The 19638-nt window shown below is 74.0% G+C and carries 18 protein-coding genes; 10 read left to right on the plus strand and 8 right to left on the minus strand.

Translation table 11 applies throughout. From position 1 onward, the window contains the following. Positions 1–320 precede the first annotated feature (320 nt). The gene (locus tag ACIBTV_RS07500) at positions 321–2468 is read left to right on the plus strand and encodes a heavy metal translocating P-type ATPase (protein WP_396703176.1); all 2148 of its coding nucleotides are present in this window, start codon (positions 321–323) and stop codon (positions 2466–2468) included. Here the strand turns inward: ACIBTV_RS07500 and ACIBTV_RS07505 are convergent. Further along, positions 2452–2748 carry a metal-sensitive transcriptional regulator gene (locus ACIBTV_RS07505; protein WP_396703177.1) on the minus strand — a complete coding sequence of 99 codons (297 nt, stop codon included), beginning with the start codon at positions 2746–2748 and terminating at the stop codon, positions 2452–2454. The genes ACIBTV_RS07500 and ACIBTV_RS07505 overlap by 17 nt on opposite strands. Positions 2749–2897: 149 nt before the next feature. Here ACIBTV_RS07505 and ACIBTV_RS07510 point away from each other — a divergent pair, with 149 nt between their 5' ends. From ACIBTV_RS07510 to ACIBTV_RS07530, 5 genes are all read left to right on the plus strand, one after another. Then, positions 2898–3107: a heavy-metal-associated domain-containing protein gene (locus ACIBTV_RS07510; protein WP_396703178.1), complete on the plus strand. Its 210-nt coding sequence runs from the start codon at positions 2898–2900 to the stop codon at positions 3105–3107. A 20-nt stretch (positions 3108–3127) separates the two neighbouring features. Next, complete coding sequence (locus ACIBTV_RS07515; RefSeq protein WP_396703179.1) at positions 3128–4099, plus strand: hypothetical protein; 972 nt, start codon at positions 3128–3130, stop codon at positions 4097–4099. An 11-nt stretch (positions 4100–4110) separates the two neighbouring features. Continuing rightward, a complete protein-coding gene (locus tag ACIBTV_RS07520; protein WP_396703180.1) occupies positions 4111–6369 on the plus strand; it encodes a heavy metal translocating P-type ATPase in 2259 nt (752 codons plus the stop codon). 204 nt (positions 6370–6573) lie between these two features. Further along, a complete protein-coding gene (locus ACIBTV_RS07525; RefSeq protein ID WP_091592926.1) occupies positions 6574–6747 on the plus strand; it encodes a CsbD family protein in 174 nt (57 codons plus the stop codon). A gap of 156 nt (positions 6748–6903) precedes the next feature. Then, a complete protein-coding gene (locus ACIBTV_RS07530; protein WP_396703181.1) occupies positions 6904–7410 on the plus strand; it encodes a hypothetical protein in 507 nt (168 codons plus the stop codon). Positions 7411–7501: 91 nt separating this feature from the next. On the opposite strand, the gene ACIBTV_RS07535 is transcribed toward ACIBTV_RS07530, so the two are convergent. The 5 genes from ACIBTV_RS07535 to ACIBTV_RS07555 all read right to left on the minus strand — a co-directional run bounded on the left by ACIBTV_RS07535 (position 7502) and on the right by ACIBTV_RS07555 (position 12893). Further along, complete coding sequence (locus tag ACIBTV_RS07535) at positions 7502–8746, minus strand: RNA polymerase sigma factor (protein WP_396703182.1); 1245 nt, start codon at positions 8744–8746, stop codon at positions 7502–7504. After that, positions 8743–9099 carry a YciI family protein gene (locus tag ACIBTV_RS07540; protein WP_396703233.1) on the minus strand — a complete coding sequence of 119 codons (357 nt, stop codon included), beginning with the start codon at positions 9097–9099 and terminating at the stop codon, positions 8743–8745. The genes ACIBTV_RS07535 and ACIBTV_RS07540 overlap by 4 nt, the downstream gene beginning before the upstream one ends. Positions 9100–9236: 137 nt before the next feature. After that, entirely contained in the window at positions 9237–10490 is a 1254-nt protein-coding gene (locus tag ACIBTV_RS07545) for a DUF2786 domain-containing protein (protein WP_396703184.1), read from the minus strand. 106 nt (positions 10491–10596) lie between these two features. After that, entirely contained in the window at positions 10597–11307 is a 711-nt protein-coding gene (locus ACIBTV_RS07550) for a response regulator (RefSeq protein WP_396703185.1), read from the minus strand. Further along, positions 11304–12893: an ATP-binding protein gene (locus ACIBTV_RS07555; RefSeq protein WP_396703186.1), complete on the minus strand. Its 1590-nt coding sequence runs from the start codon at positions 12891–12893 to the stop codon at positions 11304–11306. Before ACIBTV_RS07555 ends, ACIBTV_RS07550 begins: the two co-directional genes overlap by 4 nt. A 108-nt stretch (positions 12894–13001) precedes the next feature. On the opposite strand from ACIBTV_RS07555, the gene ACIBTV_RS07560 reads away from it, so the two are divergent. Further along, positions 13002–14393, plus strand: coding sequence for a cation:dicarboxylate symporter family transporter (locus ACIBTV_RS07560; protein ID WP_396703187.1), 1392 nt, complete (start codon positions 13002–13004; stop codon positions 14391–14393). A gap of 78 nt (positions 14394–14471) precedes the next feature. Here ACIBTV_RS07560 and ACIBTV_RS07565 read toward each other — a convergent pair whose 3' ends face one another. Together ACIBTV_RS07565 and ACIBTV_RS07570 are read right to left on the minus strand one after the other, a co-directional pair. After that, positions 14472–15557 carry a CaiB/BaiF CoA transferase family protein gene (locus tag ACIBTV_RS07565; protein WP_396703234.1) on the minus strand — a complete coding sequence of 362 codons (1086 nt, stop codon included), beginning with the start codon at positions 15555–15557 and terminating at the stop codon, positions 14472–14474. Positions 15558–15621: 64 nt separating this feature from the next. Then, positions 15622–16782: an acyl-CoA dehydrogenase family protein gene (locus ACIBTV_RS07570; protein ID WP_396703188.1), complete on the minus strand. Its 1161-nt coding sequence runs from the start codon at positions 16780–16782 to the stop codon at positions 15622–15624. A 301-nt stretch (positions 16783–17083) separates the two neighbouring features. On the opposite strand from ACIBTV_RS07570, the gene ACIBTV_RS07575 reads away from it, so the two are divergent. The 3 genes from ACIBTV_RS07575 (at position 17084) to kdpA (ending at position 19627) form a co-directional block, all read left to right on the plus strand. Further along, on the plus strand, positions 17084–17575 hold the full coding sequence (locus tag ACIBTV_RS07575; protein WP_396703189.1) for a hypothetical protein: 492 nt from the start codon (positions 17084–17086) through the stop codon (positions 17573–17575). A gap of 307 nt (positions 17576–17882) precedes the next feature. Beyond that, positions 17883–17972 carry a K(+)-transporting ATPase subunit F gene (gene kdpF / locus ACIBTV_RS07580; protein WP_091592907.1) on the plus strand — a complete coding sequence of 30 codons (90 nt, stop codon included), beginning with the start codon at positions 17883–17885 and terminating at the stop codon, positions 17970–17972. Continuing rightward, positions 17972–19627, plus strand: a complete 1656-nt coding sequence (gene kdpA / locus ACIBTV_RS07585; RefSeq protein WP_396703190.1) for a potassium-transporting ATPase subunit KdpA — start codon at positions 17972–17974, stop codon at positions 19625–19627. The genes kdpF and kdpA overlap by 1 nt, the downstream gene beginning before the upstream one ends. Positions 19628–19638 lie beyond the last annotated feature (11 nt).

Genomic DNA, 19638 nt, shown 5'->3' on the forward strand with positions numbered 1-19638 from the left:
CGAGTCTCCCAACGAATCCGGGGCGGGGTACGTACCGGCGGGGCGATCGGTTCAGCGGCGCCGGACGATCGTCCGGGCCGGCGCGGGGCGGTGACCTGTGATGGCGGAGTGATCGCGGACCGTGACCGGGTTGCCCGGCCGGCCGCCGGGGGCGGACGGCAACCGGCGGTAGGGCCGGGCCGGGCGGTGCCGAGTCGGGAGAGCCATCGTTCGGAATGCTAACCAGGCTCGCGCGCCGATGCCTGTCCTGCGCTCGGTGTCGGAGGGTCGCGTCGGCGGGACGGCACCCCCCGGGCACCGCCGGCGGGCATGGTGGAGTCATGTCCATGCACCCGCACGACCCCGACCCACCGCTCGGCCACCCCGACCACTCGGGCCGCTCCGGCCACGAGGGGCGCGGTGGCGGTCGCGGGCACGGCGGGGAGGACGGCGGCGAACCCGGGCACGGCGGCGGGCATCGCGGGCACGACCGGCACGCCGGGCACGACCCGGAGATGTTCCGGCGGCGGTTCTGGCTCTGCCTGGTGCTCACCGTGCCGGTCGTGGTCACCAGCCACATGGTGATGGCCTGGTTCGGCTACGAGCTGGCGTTCCCCGGCCGGTCCTGGGTCGGTCCGGTGCTCGGGTCGGTGGTGTTCTGGTGGGGTGGCTGGCCGTTCCTGGCCGGCGCGCTCCGCGAGCTGCGCGACCGCACGCCCGGCATGATGCTGCTGGTCACGATGGCGATCACCGTCGCGTACGTGGCATCGCTGGCCACCGGCATCGGCGCCTTCGACCTGGACTTCTGGTGGGAGTTGGCCGCGCTGGTCACCATCATGCTCCTCGGTCACTGGCAGGAGATGCGGGCGATCGGGCAGGCCCGGGGGGCGTTGGCGGCGCTCGCCGCGCTCCTGCCCGACCGGGCCGAGCGGGTCGGCGGGGATGGTCGGCCGGAGCCGGTCCCGGTTGCCGAACTGCGGATCGGGGACGTGGTGCTGGTCCGCCCGGGCGGCCGGGTGCCCGCCGACGGCCGGGTGACCGACGGCGCGGCCGAGCTCGACGAATCGATGATCACCGGGGAGTCCCGTCCGGTGCCCCGGTCGGCCGGGGACCGGGTCGTCGCCGGCACCGTGGCCACCGACTCCGCGCTCCGGGTCCGGGTCGAGGCGGTGGGTTCGGGCACGACGCTCGCCGGCATCCAGCGGATGGTCGCCGAGGCGCAACGGTCCAGCGGGCGCGCCCAGCTGCTCGCCGACCGGTTCGCGGCCGCGCTCTTCTACGTGGCCACGGGCACCGCCGTGGCCACGGTGCTGGTCTGGACGCTGCTCGGCCGGGTCGACGAGGCGGTGGTCCGTGCCGTGACGGTCCTGGTCATCGCCTGCCCGCACGCACTCGGGCTGGCCATCCCCCTGGTGATCGCGCTGAGCACGGCGCTCGCCGGGCGCTCCGGGATCCTGGTGAAGGACCGGCTGGCGCTTGAGCGGATGCGGACCGTCGACGCCGTCCTGTTCGACAAGACCGGGACGTTGACCCGGGGCGGGCACGTGGTCACCGAGCTGGCCCCGGCGTCCGGCGTCGACCGGGACGAGCTGCTGCGGCTGACCGCCGGTGTGGAGTCCGACAGCGAACACCCGCTGGCCCGGGCCGTCGTGGCGGCGGCGGGGCCGGGCGGCGCCGCGCGGGCGAGCGGTTTCCGGTCGCTGCCGGGCCGCGGCGTGCAGGCGACCGTCGACGGTACGGAGTACGCGGTGGGTGGTCCCGCTCTGCTGCGCGAGTTGGCGGCGCGTCCTCCCGACGAGCTGACCCCGGCGGTCGACCGGTGGAGCGCCCGGGGCGCCGGAGTGCTGTACCTGGTCCGGCTACCGGCGACCGTGCTGGGCGCGCTCGCGTTGAGCGACGAGGTGCGCCCGGAGGCGCGCCAGGCGATCGCCGAGCTGCGTGACCAGGGCGTGCGTACGATCGCGATGATCACCGGCGACTCCCGGGCCGTGGCCGACGCGGTCGCCGCCGACCTCGGCTTCCGCCCCGGCGACGAGGTCTTCGCCGAGGTGCTGCCGGAGGAGAAGGACGGGCGGGTCACCGCGCTGCGTCGGCGCGGGCTGACGGTGGCGATGGTCGGCGACGGTGTGAACGACGCCCCGGCGCTGGCCCGGGCCGACGTGGGCATCGCCATCGGCGCCGGCACGGACGTGGCGATCGAGTCGGCCGGGGTGGTGCTCGCCTCGTCGGACCCGCGGGGGGTCGCCGCGGTGGTGCGGCTCTCCCGGGCGTCGTACCGGAAGATGCTTCAGAACCTCGGCTGGGCCGCGGGTTACAACGTGGTCGCGCTGCCGCTGGCGGCCGGGGTGCTCGCCCCGGTGGGTGTGACCCTGAGCCCTCCGGTCGCGGCGGTGCTGATGTCCGCGTCGACCATCGTGGTCGCGCTGAACGCGCAGCTGCTGCGGCGGGTGCGCCTGGAGCCGGCCGCTGAGGTCAGCCGCGCTTCATGAGGCGGCCGACGGCGGCCATCATCTCGGTGGCCATCTCGTCGGCGCGGCCCTCGGCGGCGCCCTCGTGCATACAGTGCCGGGCGTGTCCGTCGAGCAGGCCGAGCGCGACCTTGTCCAGGGCGGCCTGGATCGCGGAGATCTGGGTGAGCACGTCGATGCAGTAGCGGTCCTCGTCGACCATCTTCTCGACGCCGCGGACCTGTCCCTCCACGCGGCGGAGCCGCGCGAGCAGCTGATCCTTGCTGGCGGTGTATCCGCGGATGGGCGTGGGTGCGGTCATGCGGACAAGGATAGCCTACCCCCCGGGGGTATGGTACGGTCCTATCGTGCCGGATACCCCCACCCGGTACAGGTAAGCCTCGGGGGCGGGAGTCCGTCCTCGTATTACCCCTGGGGGGTATTGTTCGAGGCGGCGGAAGGAGCGGTCGGATGGTCACCACGACATACCAGGTGCAGGGCATGACCTGCGGACACTGCGTGAGCGCGGTCAGCGCCGAGGTCGGCGCGATCCCGGGCGTCCGGGACGTGCGGGTCGAGCTGTCGAGCGGGCAGGTCACCGTCGACAGCGAGACCCCGCTGGACGTCGCGTCCGTGCGGGCGGCCGTCGACGAGGCCGGCTACGAACTCGTCGACGCCTGATCGGGATCGGAGCCGCCAGGATGAACACCGCGATGAAGCTGAGCGGGTTCGCGCTCGGGCTCGCGGCGGTGTTCGGCGCGGCCTACGGGGTCGGTCAGGTGGCCGGCCCCGTCACCCCCGCCGCCGAATCCCGCCACGACGACACCATGGCCGGGCACGGTGACACCGGGCACGGCACCGAGGCGGGCGCCTCCGGGCGCCTCCCCGGTGGCCTGCTCGTCTCCGACCGGGGCTACACGCTCGTGCCGGTGACCGCCCCATCCGGCGAGTTCGCCTTCCGGATCGCCGGCCCCGACGGCGGCCCTGTCACCGCGTACGACGTGGCACACGACAGGCGCATGCACCTCATCGTGGCGCGCCGGGACCTCTCCGGCTTCCGACACGTGCACCCCGAGCAGGATCCGGACGGCACCTGGCGGGTGGCCGCCCCGTTCGGCGGGCCCGGCGTGTGGCGGGCCTTCGCCGACTTCACCCCCACCGGCGGCGAGCCGCTGACGCTCGGTGTCGACGTCACCGTGCCCGGTGCGCTCACCGACCGGCCGCTGCCACCGCCCGCCACCAGCACCACGGTCGACGGCTACACCGTCACCCTGGCGGGCAGCCCGCAGCCCGGCCGCACCGCCCAGCTCACGCTGACTGTCAGCCGCGACGGCGCGCCGGTCACCGACCTGGAGCCCTACCTCGGCGCGTACGGCCACCTGGTGGCCCTGCGCCAGGGCGACCTCGCGTACCTGCACGTGCACCCGGACGGCGCGCCCGGCGACGGGCGGACGCCGCCCGGCCCCGCGGTGACGTTCCGCGCCGAGGTGCCGTCCGCCGGCGCCTACCGGCTCTACCTCGACTTCAAGCACGGTGGCGTGGTGCGCACGGCGGAGTTCACCGTGCTGGCCGACGCCGCCACCGCCCCGACGGGCAGCCCCGCGCCGACCCCGAACGCACCCGCCCCGACCGGCGCCGCCGAGCACGGCGAGCCGGGCCACGGGCACGACTGACGGGACCCTCGATGACCACCACCAGCAGCACGCCGCTGCCGACCGCGCCGAACCAGATCGAGCTCGCCATCTCCGGGATGACCTGCGCCTCCTGCGCCGCCCGCATCGAGAAGAAGTTGAACCGGATGGAGGGCGTGACGGCCACGGTCAACTACGCGACCGAGAAGGCCACCGTCCGGTACGCCGACGACGTCACGCCCGACGACCTGATCGCCACCGTGCAGAAGACCGGCTACACGGCCGAGTTGCCGCCCCCGCCCGGCCCGGCCGGCGCACCCGCCCCGGCCGCGCCGGTGGACGAGCTGCGCGGGCTGCGTACGCGGCTGTGGGTGTCCGTGGCGCTGAGCGTGCCGGTGATCCTGCTGGCCATGGTGCCGGCGTGGCAGTTCGACTACTGGCAGTGGCTGTCGCTGGCCCTGGCCGCCCCGGTCGTCGTCTGGGGCGGCCTGCCGTTCCACCGGGCCGCGCTGATCAACCTGCGGCACGGCGCGGCGACCATGGATACCCTCGTCTCGGTCGGCACCATCGCCGCGTTCGGCTGGTCGCTCTGGGCGCTCTTCCTCGGCGACGCCGGGATGCCCGGGATGACGCACCCGTTCCGGTTCGACATCACCCGCTCCGACGGCGCCGGCAACATCTACCTGGAAGCCGCGGCCGGGGTGACCGTGTTCATCCTCGCCGGCCGCTACTTCGAGGCCCGCTCGAAGCGCACCGCCGGCGCGGCGCTGCGGGCTCTGCTCGAACTCGGCGCCCGCGACGTCGCGGTGCTCCGCGCCGGGGTCGAGACCCGCATCCCGGCGGACCAACTGGCCGTCGGGGACCGGTTCGTGGTGCGGCCCGGCGAGAAGATCGCGACCGACGGCGTGATCGATGAGGGCACCTCGGCGGTCGACGCGAGCATGCTCACCGGGGAATCCGTCCCGGTCGAGGTCCGGCCCGGCGACACCGTGGTCGGCGCGACGGTCAACGCGGGCGGCCGCCTCGTGGTCACCGCGACCCGGGTCGGCGCCGACACCCAGCTGGCCCGGATGGCTCGGCTGGTGGAGGAGGCGCAGAGCGGCAAAGCGGCCGTGCAACGGCTCGCCGACCGGATCTCCGGCGTCTTCGTCCCGATCGTGATCGCGCTGGCCGTCGGTACCCTCGGCTGGTGGCTCGGGGCCGGCGCCGGCCCGACCGCCGCGTTCACCGCCGCCGTCGCCGTGCTGATCATCGCCTGCCCCTGCGCGCTCGGGCTGGCCACGCCGACCGCCCTGCTGGTCGGCACCGGCCGGGGCGCCCAACTCGGCGTGCTGATCAAGGGGCCGGAGGCGCTGGAGAACACCCGTCGCGTCGACACCGTCGTGCTCGACAAGACCGGCACCGTCACGACCGGCCGGATGACGCTGGTGGACGTGCTGCCCGACGCGGGCACCGACGCCGAAGAGCTGCTGCGGGTGGCCGGAGCGCTGGAGGCCGCGTCCGAACACCCGATCGCCCGCGCGGTGGCCACCGGCGCCGCCGAGGCCGGCGCCCTGCCGCCCGTCACCGGCTTCGCCAACGTCGAGGGGCTCGGTGTGAGCGGCGTCGTGGAGGGGCGCGAGGTGCTCGTCGGCCGGCTCCGGCTGCTGCGCGAGCGGGGACTCGTCGTACCCCCGGAAGTGGAACGGGCGGCGACCGACGCGGAGGCCGCCGGCCGGACGGCGGTGCTCGCCGGCTGGGGCGGGCAGGCCCGGGGCGTCCTCGCGGTCGCCGACGTGGTCAAGCCCACCAGTCGGGCCGCCGTGGCCCGGCTGCGCGACCTCGGGCTGCGGCCGGTGCTGCTGACCGGCGACAACGCCACGGTCGCCCGGGCGGTGGCCGCCGAGGTCGGCATCACCGAGGTGATCGCCGAGGTGCTGCCGGCCGACAAGGTCGACGTGGTGGCGCGGCTCCAGGCCGAGGGGCGGACGGTCGCCATGGTCGGCGACGGGGTCAACGACGCGGCCGCGCTCGCCCGGGCCGACCTGGGGTTGGCCATGGGCACCGGCACCGACGTGGCGATCGAGGCGTCCGACCTGACGCTCGTCCGGGACGACCTGACCGCCGCCGTCGACGCCATCCGACTCGCCCGGCGCACGCTCGGCACCATCCGGGGCAATCTGGTCTGGGCCTTCGGCTACAACGTGGCGGCCCTGCCGCTGGCCGCCGCCGGGCTGCTCAACCCGATGATCGCCGGTGCCACGATGGCCCTGTCCTCGGTCTTCGTGGTGGCCAACAGCCTCCGTCTCCGCCGCTTCCGCCCAATCTCCTGACCCCTGCCCGGCGGTGCCCCACGCCCCGCTGCCCGCCCCGCGATCTTGCACCGTGCGCCCCGGCATATCGGACATCTCGTCCGAGTTGGGGGCCGAAGGTGCAAGATCGCGCCGGTTGGTCGGCGGGGCGGTTCGGGGTGCGGTTGATGCGGTGGGGGGTGGGGTATTGGAGCGGCGTAACGACGCTTCGGAGTGGAGGACGTCATGGGCATGGACGACAAGATCAGCAACGCGACCGAGGACGCGGCGGGCAAGGTGAAGGAGCACGCCGGCAGGGCCACCGACGACGAGCGTCTGGAGGCCGAGGGTCGCAACGACCAGACCAAGGCCAACCTCAAGCAGGCCGGCGAGAAGGTCAAGGACGCGTTCAAGAGCTGACCCGTCGCGTACGCGCGCCGGACCGGTGACCGGCCCGGCGCGCGTACGCGTGTCCCCGCCTCGCGCCGGATCGTTGACCGGGACGAGGTGTCCCCGTCCGTGTGCCGCCACCACGACCGTCCCCCATGGACGGCCGACCTGGAACGGGAGAGGACGATGTTCCAGCCCACCGTGACCGGCCGGCGAGCCGTCGGCGTCGTCGTCCTGGCGGCGCTGCTCGCCGGCTGTCAGTCGCCCGGAGCGGGCGCCGGCGCGCCGGACGACCCGGCGACCACGACCGCTCCCGCCGGCGCCGCGCCCACCCCGTCGCCGACCAGCGCCAGCCCGTCGCCGTTCACCGCCGCCAACACCGTGGCCGTCTGTCAGGCCGTCGACCGGCTCATCATCGCCACCAGCAAGGAGATCGCCGCCGACTCGGCCAAGGCCACCGAACGCGAGTTGACCAGCGAGCAGATCGCCGAGGAGCTCCGGGCCGACCTCGCCGAGCTGGCCGACCAGGTGCGCGCCCAGGCCGGCCGGGCCGAGGACCCCGGCATCGAGGCGCTGGTCGCGGAGACCGCCGACCGCATCGACGCCGGCTCCCGCGCGAAACGCCCGAGCAGCTGGCTCGCCGACACGTACACCCAGATCCCCACCACCCTCATGCGCGACTGCCGCCCCTGACCGCGCGCGGCGCGTCGATCATGCAGTTGTGGTGGTGAACATGAGCGACATGTCCGAACCATCAGGCACCACGACTGCATGATCGCCGGGATCAGGGGGTGAGGCGGGTGGCTCGGGTCTCCAGGTAGCGGCGTTCGGGGAGGCTGGTGGTGGCGCGGGCCGCGGCCAGATACGCCTCCCGTGCCGGACCCGGTTCGCCGGCCAGCTCCAGCAGGTGGGCGCGGACGGCGTCGACCCGATGGTGTCCCGCGACGCGCTCGTCCTCGGCCAGCGGAGCGAGCAGGGCGAGCCCGGCGCGCGGGCCGTCCACCATGGCCACGGCGACCGCCTGGTTCAGGGTGACCATCGGGTTCGGCGCGATCCGGGCGAGCAGCCGGTAGAGCGCGACGATCTGCGGCCAGTCGGTCTCGCCGGCGGTCGGCGCCTCGGCGTGCACGGCCGCGATCGCCGCCTGCAACTGGTACGGCCCGGGCGGTGACCAGGTCAGCGCCTCGGTGATCAGGGCTATCCCCTCGGCGATGGCGGCCCGGTCCCACCGGTTCCGGTCCTGCTCGGCCAGCGGCACCAGCTCGCCGGCCGGGCCGACCCGGGCGGCCCGGTGTGCGTCGGTGAGCAGCATCAGCGCGAGCAGGCCGGTCACCTCGCCCTCGTCGGGCAGCAGCCCGTGCAGCATCCGGGCCAGCCGGATCGCCTCGCCGGTCAGCTCGGCCCGGTGCAGGTCCGGCCCGCTCGACGCCGTGTACCCCTCGTTGAAGATCAGGTACAGCACCTGGAGCACCGCGCCCAGCCGGTCGTCCCGCTCGGCGGCCGACGGCATCGTGAACCGCGCCCCGGTCGCCTCGATCCGCTGCTTGGCCCGGCGGATGCGCTGGCTCATCGTCGCCTCCGGCACCAGGTGGGCCCGGGCGATCTGCGCGGTGCTGAGGCCGCCGACCGCGCGCAGGGTCAGCGCCACCTGCCCCGACCGGGGCAGCGCCGGGTGGCAGCAGAGGAAGAGCAGGCGCAGAGTGTCGTCGCCGGCCGGCGGCTCCGCGTCGGCCGGCGGGGCGACCGTGGCGTACGCCGGCTCGCGGACGGCCACCGCGACCTCGCGGTCCCGGCGGGCGCGCTCGCTGCGCCACTCGTCGGTGAGCCGGCGGGTGGCGACCGTCAGCAGCCAGGCGCGGGGGTTCTCCGGCACGCCCTGCTCCGGCCACTGGAGAGCGGCCGCGAGCAGCGCCTCCTGGACCGCGTCCTCGCACCGGTCGAACTGGCCGTGCCGGCGGACGAGCAGGCCGAGGACCTGCGGCGCCAGGGTGCGCAGCAGCTCCTCGACCCGACCCGACCCGCTGGTCACATCTCCGTCCCGGCCTCGTCCATGATCGGGCGGACCTCCATGACGCCGCCGTACCGCACGTCGGGCCAGCGCGCCGCGATCTCGGCGGCCCGCTCCGGGCTGTCACAGTCCACGGCCAGGTAGCCGGCGAACTGCTCCTTGCTCTCCATGAACGGCCCGTCGACGACCTCCGGGTGCCCGCCGGCGAGCCGAACCGTACGCGTCTGGGACGGGTCGGCCAGCGCCTGCCCGCCCACCAGCTCGCCGGACTCGGACAGCTCCTTCATGATCTGGTCGATCTCACCGAAGAAGGCCACCCGGTCCTGCTCGGACAGCTCCTCGACGAAACCGGGCCGGTTCCAGATCAACAGCATGTACTTCACGACCTGCTCCTCGCGTCCTGGCCGCGCCGGTCCTCGGCGCGGCGTCACCGAGGGGTCGGAGCCGACACCCCGTTCCCTACATCCAAACCGAACGAAATCCCGGAAGTATGGCGCCCACGCCGGGCGGGTCAGCGTGGGCGGCGCCCGCCGCCGCGGACCTGCCGGTTCTGCCGGGCGCCGCCGACGTCCAGTGACGCCCGGTCGGCGGCCGACGTGCCCGACGCCCAGCCCTCCGCGTCCCGGACGCTCAGTCGCGCCCGGGTCACCCCCGGGAACAGGGTGTCCAGCCGTTCCTTGACGGCCTCGCCCCGGGCGGCGAGCACCGGCAGCAGCCGCTCCGCGCCCGCCTCCTGCGCCGCCTGCGCGTTCACCGCCGCGCGGGCCGCCCGCAGCCGCTCCCCGATGCGCAGCGCGAACGCGTGCAGGAACGCCTCGTCGTACCCCTTGGTGCGCCGCCCGCCGGACGTCGCCCGGCGCTCGTTGCGGCCGCGCAGCATCGCGCCGGTGGCCTGCACGAGCAGCGAGGTGTAGAGCAGCTCGACGGCCTCCAGGTCGGCCGGCCAGCCGAGCACGGTGGCGAAGCCGAGGTCGTCGGACCAGACCGCCTCGCAGCCGTTGGCCCCGGCGACCTCCTGCACCAGCAGTGCCTTTGCGCCCGCGTACGGCTGGTCGGTGCCGAGCCGCACCCCGCCGGGCAGGTCGGCGCGGGGCGTGTCGGCCGCGAGCAGCGCCGCGTCGACGCTGTGCCGGGCGATCAGCTCCTGCGCCTTGCCGGTGAGCGCCTCGGCCTCCGCCGGGAAGGTCGTCGACTCGGCCTTGGCGAGCAGCGCCCGCACCCGGTCCAGGATCCGCGACCCGCTGCGGCCGGCCGGTCCGCTCGCGGCGTTCTGGGCAGATCCGGGTGGCGGGCGGAGCACGGCGATCGGGGGCAGGGACTCCGCCAGCGCCAGCGCTTCGACCGCGTCGCGCAGGGCGGCGATCCGGTCGGTCCCCTCGCGGGTGGCCCAGGCGGTGAGGTGGCCGGCGTCGTCGTCCCACCAGACCCGCGTGTCCAGGTCGCGCAGCTGGTCGTCCCACCAGGCCGGGACCGGGTCCGGCTGGCCGCGCCGCTGGGCGGCCACCGCGTCGCGCAGCAGCCGGGCGGCACGGGGGCCGAGCCGCCGGGCCGCGATGCGGTCCAGGTCGACCGGCTGCCAGCCCCGGGGCCAGAGTCGCCCGACGGCGGCGGCCAGGCGACGCAGCAGCGCCGCGTCCACCGCCGCCGCGCCGTCCGCGGCGCCGGTGCCGACCACGAGCCGGTCCAGCTGCCGCTCCGCCAGGCGTACGTCGTGACCACGGGACGCCGCCACCGCGTCGGTGATGAGTTCCTCGGCGTCCGGCACGGGTACGCCCCTCCTCGCTCTTCGGCGGGTCCGATGCCGCCACCAGCCATGATCATGCCGTTCCGGGGCGTCGTGCCCGGGAACGGGGATGTTTCCGGTCGTCCCGTCAGGTCGGGCGGTACTCGACCTCCGGTCGGCCCGGCGTGCCGTAACGGGGCGTGCGGGTGACCCGGCCGGTCTCGACCAGGTGCTCCAGGTAGCGGCGGGCGGTGACCCGGGACGTCCCGGTGTGCTCGGCCACCTCCGACGCGGAGAGTCCCGGCCGCCGACGCAGCACGTCGAGCACGAGATCGAGGGTCTGTGCGCCGAGCCCCTTGGGCAGGGTGTCCGGCGCGGTGCCCCGCAGCGTGGCGAACATCCGGTCGACCTCGTGCTGGGCGGCGACCGCCCCGCCCGCCGACGTCTGCCGCCGGTATTCGGCGTAGCGCTCCAGCTTGTCCCGGAAGGCCGCGAAGGTGAACGGCTTCAGCAGGTAGTGGGTCACCCCGAGCGCCACCGCCGCGCGGACGACCGCGAGGTCCCGGGCCGAGGTCACGGCGAGCACGTCGGCGGCGCTGCCGGCGGCCCGCATCGAGCGGCAGACGTCCAGCCCGTGCACGTCGGGCAGGTGGAAGTCGAGCAGCACCAGGTCGACGGCGTCCGCCCCGGTGCGGCGCAGCACCCGCATGGCCTCCCGGGCGTCGTGCGCCACCCCGACCACCCGGAAACCCGGCACCCGCTCGGTGTACGCGCGGTGCGCCTCCGCGATCAGCTCCTCGTCCTCGACGACGAGCACCCGGATGTCGCCGAGGACGGTTTCCTCGCCACGTTCGCTCATGTCGGCAGCTCCACGGGCACCGGCAGCCGGACCCGGAACACCGTCCCGCCCTCCGGTCCGGCGGCCACCTCGTACCGGCCGTCGTGGCGGGCCAGCACCTGGCCGACCAGGGCGAGCCCGAGACCCCGGCCGCTGGACTTGGTGGACCAGCCGCGGCGGAACGCGTCGGCCACCCGCTCGGCCGGGAGCCCGGCGCCGCTGTCGGTCACCTCGACCAGCACCTCGCCGGGCGACTCGGCCACGTACACCCGGACCCGGCGGGGCGGCTCCCCGGCGGCGACGGCCTCCAACGCGTTGTCGACCAGGTTGCCGACGACGGTGAGCAGGTCACCGGCGGGCAGGGTGCCGACGTCGAGGCGGGACGCCGGGTCGACGGTCAGCTCCACCCCCCGCTCGGCGGCCTGGGCCGACTTGCCCAGCAGCAGCGCGGCCAGCGCCGGCTCGGTGATCGCGCCGACGACCCGGTCGGTGAGCTGCTGGGCCAGCGCCAACTCCTCGGTGGCCAGCCGGACCGCCTCCTCGGTGCGCCCCAGCTCGACCAGGGTGAGCACGGTGTGCAGCCGGTTCGCGGCCTCGTGCGCCTGCGACCGGAGCGCCTCGGTGAGCCCGCGTACCGAGTCGAGCTCGCTGGTCAGCGCGCGCAGGTCGGTGTGGTCGCGCAGGGTCAGCACGGTGCCGAGGGCCGGTCCGCCGGTGCCGGTCGGCCGGAGGTTGGCCACCAGCGCGCGGTCGGCGGTGAGGATCAGCTCGTCCCGGGCCGTCTGACCGGACATGATCAGCTCGGTCAGCGCGGGCGGCAGGTCGACCTCGGTCACCGGCCGGTCCACGACCGGCGCGTCGAGGGGCAGCCCGAGCAGACGTCGGCCCTCGTCGTTGACCAGCCCGATGCGGCGGTCCGGCCCGATCACCACCAGACCCTCGCCGACCGAGTGCAGCACCGCGTCGTAGTACTCGTACATGCGGGTCATCTGGGCCGGGCCGAGGCCGTGGGTCAGCCGGCGCAGCCGCCGGCTCAGCAGCCAGGAGCCGGCGCCGGCCAGGGCCAGCGCGGCGGCGGTGGCGATGAGCAGGATCGGTGACCGGCCGATCAGCTCCCGGTTGATCGCCTCGGTGGTGATGCCGACCGACACCAGGCCGATCACCCGGCCGTCGGTGTCGCGTACGGGGACGACCGCCCGGACCGACTCACCCAGGGTGCCGGTGTTCACCACGGTGAAGGGCTGCCCGGCGAGCGCCGGCCCGATCTCGCCGATGAACGGCCGGCCGATCTGGGCCGGGTCGGCGTGCGAGTAGCGGGTCCGGTCCGGGGCCATCACCACCACGAAGTCGGTCTTCGTGGCGACGCGGATGGACTCGGCGTACGGCTGGAGGGTGGTGGCCGGGCGCGGGGTGGCCAGCGCGGCGACCACCTGGGGTGACCGGGCGACCGTCTCGGCGACGGCGAGCACCTCCTTGCGGGCCGCGTCCCGGGCGTCGGCGCGGGCGACCAGCGCCACGCCGGCGGTGGCGGCCGCCACGAGCAGCGTCACCACCACGACCTGGAGCGCGAACAGCTGTCCGGCGATGCTCCACTTCCGTCCGGTCATGTCTCCTCGTCGCGACGGGGGCTGGTCCTGTTTCGCCGGCACTTCAGGTCGGTGAACAGAATGAACGCAAGGCTGATTCCGGTTGAGACCTGGGCCACAGTCTCAGCCATGCAGACCCCCACCACCAGCACACCGACAACGCGGCCCCGCCGGGACCGCACCCACTTCCTCTACCTCGCGGTGATCGTCGCCGTCGTCGCGGGCATCGTGCTCGGCTTCGTCGCCCCGGACGCGGCGCAGGAGCTCAAGCCCCTGGGGACCGGCTTCGTCGCGCTGATCAAGATGATGATCAGCCCGGTCATCTTCTGCACCATCGTGCTCGGCGTCGGCTCCGTACGCCAGGCCGCCAAGGTCGGCAAGGTCGGCGGCCTCGCGCTCGGCTACTTCCTGGTCATGTCGACCGTGGCGCTGGCCATCGGCCTGGTGGTCGGCAACATCATCCACCCCGGCAGCGGCCTGCAGTTGAGCAACGAGCTGGCCGAGGCCGGCCAGAAGGCCGCCGGTGCGGAGAGCGAGGGGACGGTCGACTTCCTGCTCGGCATCATCCCGACCTCGCTGCTCTCCGCGCTGACCGGTGGTGAGGTGCTCCAGACCCTGCTGGTCGCACTGCTGGTCGGCTTCGCCGTGCAGAGCATGGGCAGCCGGGGCGAGCCGGTGCTGCGGGCGATCGGCACCATTCAGCGGCTGGTCTTCAAGGTCCTCGCCATGATCATGTGGCTGGCGCCGATCGGCGCGTTCGGCGCGATGGCCGCCGTGGTCGGCGCGACCGGCGTGGACGCCCTGAAGAGCCTGGCGCAGATCATGCTCGGCTTCTACGCCACCTGCCTGATCTTCGTGCTGGTGGTGCTCGGCGCGCTGCTCTGGCTGGTCGCCCGTATCTCGATCTTTTCGCTGCTGCGGTACCTCGGCCGGGAGTTCCTGCTGATCGTGTCGACCTCGTCGTCGGAGTCGGCGCTGCCCCGGTTGATCGCCAAGATGGAGCACTTCGGCGTCAGCAAGCCGGTCGTCGGCATCACCGTCCCGACCGGGTACTCCTTCAACCTCGACGGCACCGCCATCTACCTGACCATGGCCTCGCTCTTCATCGCCTCGGCGATGGGCAACCCGCTGTCGGTCGGCGAGCAGATCTCGCTGCTCGTGTTCATGATCATCGCGTCGAAGGGCGCCGCCGGCATCACCGGCGCCGGCCTCGCCACCCTGGCCGGCGGCCTCCAGTCGCACCGGCCGGACCTGGTGGACGGTGTCGGGTTGATCGTCGGCATCGACCGGTTCATGTCGGAGGCCCGGGCGCTGACCAACTTCGCCGGCAACGCCGTCGCCACCGTCCTGATCGGCCGTTGGACCGGCGAGTTCGACCGGGAGCAGGCCCAGGCCGTGCTCTCCGGCCAGGCGCCGTTCGACGAGGCCACCATGCTCGACGACCACGACGGCCCGGAGGAGAGGGAGGCAGCCGCCGTCCCGACCGAGCCGGAGCCGGACCGCACCCCGGCGCGCGCCTGAGTCGCGAAGCGCGCGGGCTCGCCCGCGGATCCCGGTGGGAAACCGCCCCCAGCGGGCGCTTTCCCACCGGGATCTCCGCTACGACCAGCTCGCGAGGATGTCCGCTATCGGCTCCGGGTCGCCCGGTGGGGTGGGCGGTGTCGGTGGGGTGCGGGTGAAGCGGGGGGCTGGGGCGGGCTGGATCTCGCCGGCCACCTCGACGAACGTGCCCCGGGCGGCGTTGTGCGGGTGCCGGTGCGCCTCGGTGGGGGTGAGCACCGGCGCCACGCACGCGTCCAGCTCGGCGAAGACGGCCGTCCACTCGTCCCGCGTCCGCTCGGCGAACCGGTCCGTGAACCGGCGGCGCAGTTCGGGCCAGCCCGTCGGGTCGTACTGGGCCGGCAGGTCGGGGTCGTCGGCCAACCCGAGACCGGTGAGAAGGGCGGCGTAGAAGGCCGGCTCCAACGCGCCGACCGCCACGAACCCACCATCCGCCGTGCCGTACGTGTCGTAGAACGGCGCCCCGCCGTCGAGCAGGTTGCGCCCGCGCGGCGCCGACCACAGACCGGTGCCGATCATTCCGTGCAGGAACGCGGTGAGCAGCGCGGACCCGTCGACCATCGCCGCGTCCACCACCTGCCCCACGCCGGAACGCTCCCGCTCCAGCAGCGCGGCGAGCACCCCGACGGCGAGCAGCATCCCGCCGCCCGCGAAGTCACCGATCAGGTTTCCCGGCGCGTGCGGACGCTCCCCGGCCCGGCCCAGCGGCTCCAGGGCGCCGGCCACCGCGATGTAGTCGATGTCGTGCCCGGCCCGGGCGGCGAGGGGGCCGTCCTGCCCCCAGCCGGTCATCCGGGCGTACACCAGGCGGGGGTTGCGGGCCGCGCAGGTCTCCGGCCCGAAGCCCAGCCGCTCCGCGACCCCCGGCCGGTACGCCTCGACCAGCACGTCCGCCCGGTCGACCAGGCGCAGCAGGTCCGCCACCCCCTCGGGCGACTTCAGGTCCAGCGCGGTGACCCGCCGGCCACGCTGCAGGGGGCCGCCCGGCGGCGCGGCGAGCCGGCCGGCGCCGGGGCCGTCGGGCCGGTCGACCCGCACCACCTCGGCGCCCAGGTCGGCGAGGACCATGCAGCCGAACGGGGCGGGCGCGAGGCTGGCCAGCTCGACCACCCGCACCCCGGCCAGCGGCCCGCCGCCGGCCCGCGCCGGCTCCGGAGCCGGCCCGTCCGCGCCGCCCCGCGACCCGTCGTCAGAGGGCACGGGCGATCAGCTCCTTCATGATCTCGTTGGTGCCACCGTAGATCTTCTGGGCCCGGGCGTCGGCATACATCCGCGCGATCGGGTACTCGGTCGTGTAGCCGTAGCCGCCGAAGAGCTGCAGGCACCGGTCGACGACCTCGCACTGCCCCTCGGTCAGCCAGTACTTCGCCATCGCGGCGGTCGCCACGTCCAACTCGCCGCGCGTGTGCCGAACGATGCAGTCGTCCAGGAAGACCCGCCCGGTGCGGGCGCGGGTCGCGCACTCGGCGAGCACCATCCGGGTGTTCTGGTGGCCGAGCAGCGGCTTGCCGAAGGCGGTGCGCTCCTTCGCGTACGCCACGGTCAGGTCGACGGCCCGTTCCATCGCGGCGACCGCGCCCACCCCGAGCACCAGCCGCTCCTGGGGCAGCTGCCGCATGAGCTGGACGAAGCCGAGCCCCTCGGCGTCGCCGAGCAGATTGGCCGCCGGCACCCGCAGCCCGTCGAAGAACAGCTCGGCGGTGTCGTTGGCGTGCAGCCCGATCTTGGCGAGCAGCCGCCCGCGACGGAAGCCCTCCGGGTCGCCGCCGACCTCGCAGACCAGCAGGGAGATGCCGGCCGCCCGCTGCTCCGGATCGGTCTTGACGGCCACGATGACCAGGTCGGCCAGGCCGCCGTTGCTGATGAAGGTCTTGGCGCCGGTGACCACGTAGTCGTCGCCGTCGCGCACCGCCCGGGTGCGCATCGCCTGGAGGTCGGAGCCGCCGTCCGGCTCGGTCATCGCGATCGCGCCGACCAGTTCGCCGCTGCACAGCCCGGGCAGCCAGCGCCGCTTCTGCTCCTCGCTGCCGTACGCGACCAGGTAGCCGGTGACGATGCCGCTGTGCACGGCCAGGCCGAGGCTGGTCTCACCGGCGTACGCCTGCTCCTGGAGCACCACCGTCTCGTGGGTGAAGCCGCCGCCCCCGCCGCCGTACTGCTCGGGCACGGATAGGCCGAGCAGGCCCAGTTCGCCGGCGCGGCGGTAGTGCGCACGGTCCGGGTGCCCCTGGGCGGCCAGCCGGTCGGCGTGCGGGAGCACCTCCTTGGTGAAGAAGGTGCGGGCGAGGTCGGCCAGGGCGTCGTGCTCGGGCTCGCGCCAGGGTGAGGGGGAGCGGTCGGGGGTCGCCATGGCCACCACGATCTCCGCCGGTTACCGGCGAGTCAACAGCCCGCCGAGCGCCCGCCTCCGGACCCCCGTCGATCGTGCATGTTCGGCCGTCGATTCAGGAGCTTGCGCCGGAATGTCGGGCAGGAGGTGCACGGTCGGCGCACTGAACCACGGCGGGCCCGGGTGGCGCGTTATGCCCGCGTCAAGAATGGGCGTCGCGCCGTGATGGGTGCGTGAAAGGCGTCGACCGCGGCGGGGCGGCGGGGGTGGTATGGCGACGGACGGGCCCGGTGGGCGGGCTCACGTTCGGGGGAGGCCTGCCGTGGGTGTCGACCAGCATCGGGGAGCCGGGACGCGGGACGACCGGACCCCGACCGGGATCAGCGTCGCGGTCGGCGCGGTGCTGGTGATCGGTGCGGCGCTGCTGGCGGCCCTGCTCTTCCCGCCGACCCGACTGCCCGGCCGGGCGCTCGTCGTGGCGGTCGCGCTCGCTGGGTACGCCCGCTTCGTGCCCGACCTGCGGGCGGTCGGCGCGGTGACCGTGCTGGGCGCGATGACCTTCGTCGGGTTCCTGGCGAACGAGTTCGGTGAACTCGTCGGCGCGCCGGCCGCCACCTGGGCGTACACGGCCGGGTTCGGCTTCGCCGCCGGCGTCGGGGCGGGCCATCGGCGCCTCCGGACGTACGCGACGGCCCCCGGCGGCCCGTCACCCGCCCCGGCACGGACCGCGCCGGCCTCGGTCGCGCCGGCCCGGCCGCTCCCGTCGACGGTCACCCCGCCGGACGGGGAGCCGGGCCGGCGTCGGGCCGCCTGACGGGCGACGACGGCGACCTCGACCGGCCGGGCGGCGACGCCCGGCCGGTTCACTTCTGTGTGCCGTTTCACCCGCTCAGCGGCCCGCTGTGAAAAGCGCGTCAAGAAAGCGGAAGCCGCCGTCATGGTCGCGTTATTGCCCCTGTCGCGGCCCATTCCTCGGCGCTTTGATTGCCCCGCGCGACCGGCAGGCGGTCGCGACGAACCTTTTCCGTACGAGGAGTCAGCGTGTCTGACGTGGTGTTCGTGGTCTTGACGGTGGCGCTGTTCGCGGCGCTCGCCCTGGTGGTGCGGGCGGTGGAGAAGCTGTGAGCGCGGTCAATGCCGTCGGTCTGGTGCTGGCGATCGGCCTGGGGATCTTCCTGGTCGTCGCCCTGCTCTTCCCGGAGCGCTTCTGATGACCATGACAACAGCCGGCGTCATCTTCATCCTGTCGCTGGTGGCGGCGCTGGTCGCCGTCTACAAGCCGTTCGGCGACTACATGTACCGGGTGGTGTCCCAGGCCCGGCACTCCCGGGTCGAGCGCGGGATCTACCGGCTGGTCGGGGTCAACCCGGCCGGCGAGCAGACGTGGGGCGTGTACGCCCGTAGCGTGCTGGCCTTCTCGGCGGTCTCGGTCCTCTTCCTTTACCTGTTCCAGCGCGTGCAGGACAAGCTGTGGCTGTCGCTGGGCTTCGACCCGGTCGTGCCGCACGGCGCCTGGAACACCGCCGTGTCGTTCGTGACGAACACGAACTGGCAGTCGTACTCGGGTGAGTCGACCATGGGCCATCTGGTGCAGATGGCCGGTCTCGCGGTGCAGAACTTCGTGTCCGCGTCGGTCGGCATCGCGATCGCGGTCGCCCTGGTGCGGGGCTTCGCCCGCAGCCGTACGCAGCAGCTGGGCAACTTCTGGGTCGACCTGACCCGGATCACCCTGCGTATCCTGCTGCCCGTCGCGGTGCTCGGCGCGCTCGCGCTGATGATCGGCGGCGTGGTGCAGAACCTCTCGGCCGGCACCGACGTCACCACGTTGACTGGCGGGAGCCAGACGCTGACCGGCGGGCCGGTGGCCAGCCAGGAGGTCATCAAGGAGCTGGGCACGAACGGTGGCGGCTTCTACAACGCCAACAGCGCCCACCCCTTCGAGAACCCGACGGCGTGGACCAACTGGCTCGAGATCTTCCTGATCTTCGTGATCCCGTTCAGCCTGCCGCGCGTCTTCGGTCGCATGGTCGGGCAGAACCGGCAGGGCTACGCGATCGCGGCCGTGATGGCCATCCTCGCGCTGGCGAGCATCACCCTGACCAACGTCTTCGAGCTGGCCGGGCACGGCACCGTGCCGCAGGCGGTCGGCGCGGCGCTGGAGGGCAAGGAGGTCCGCTTCGACGTGTCGAACTCGGCGACCTTCGCCGCGGCCACCACGTTGACCTCGACCGGCGCGGTCAACTCCTTCCACGACTCGTTCACGCCGCTCGGCGGCATGATGCCGATCGTCAACATGATGCTCGGCGAGGTCGCGCCCGGTGGTGTCGGCGCGGGCCTCTACGGCCTGCTGATCCTCGCCGTGATCACGGTGTTCGTGGCCGGTCTGATGGTCGGCCGCACGCCGGAGTACCTGGGCAAGAAGATCGGGGCGCGGGAGATCAAGTTCGCCTCGATGTACTTCCTGATCACCCCGGCGCTGGTGCTGATCGGTACGGCCGCGGCCTTCGCCACCGGCAACAACGCGACCGCGTTGAACGTGGGCCCGCACGGGCTCTCCGAGGTGCTGTACGCGTTCACCTCGGCCAGCAACAACAACGGTTCGGCGTTCGCCGGCATCACGGTGAACACCACCTGGTGGGACACGGCACTCGGCCTGTGCATGCTGCTCGGCCGGTTCCTGCCGATCATCTTCGTGCTCGCCCTGGCCGGCTCGCTGGCCCGGCAGCAGCCCACCCCCGCGTCGGAAGGCACCCTGCCGACCCACCGTCCCCTGTTCATCGGGATGGTCGTCGGCGTCACGGTGATCGTCGTCGCGCTCACCTTCCTGCCCGCACTCGCGCTCGGCCCCCTGGCTGAGGGGCTGTGAACTCCATGAGG

The sequence above is a fragment of the Micromonospora sp. NPDC049366 genome (genome assembly GCF_044466625.1).
Classification (GTDB): Bacteria; Actinomycetota; Actinomycetes; order Mycobacteriales; family Micromonosporaceae; genus Micromonospora.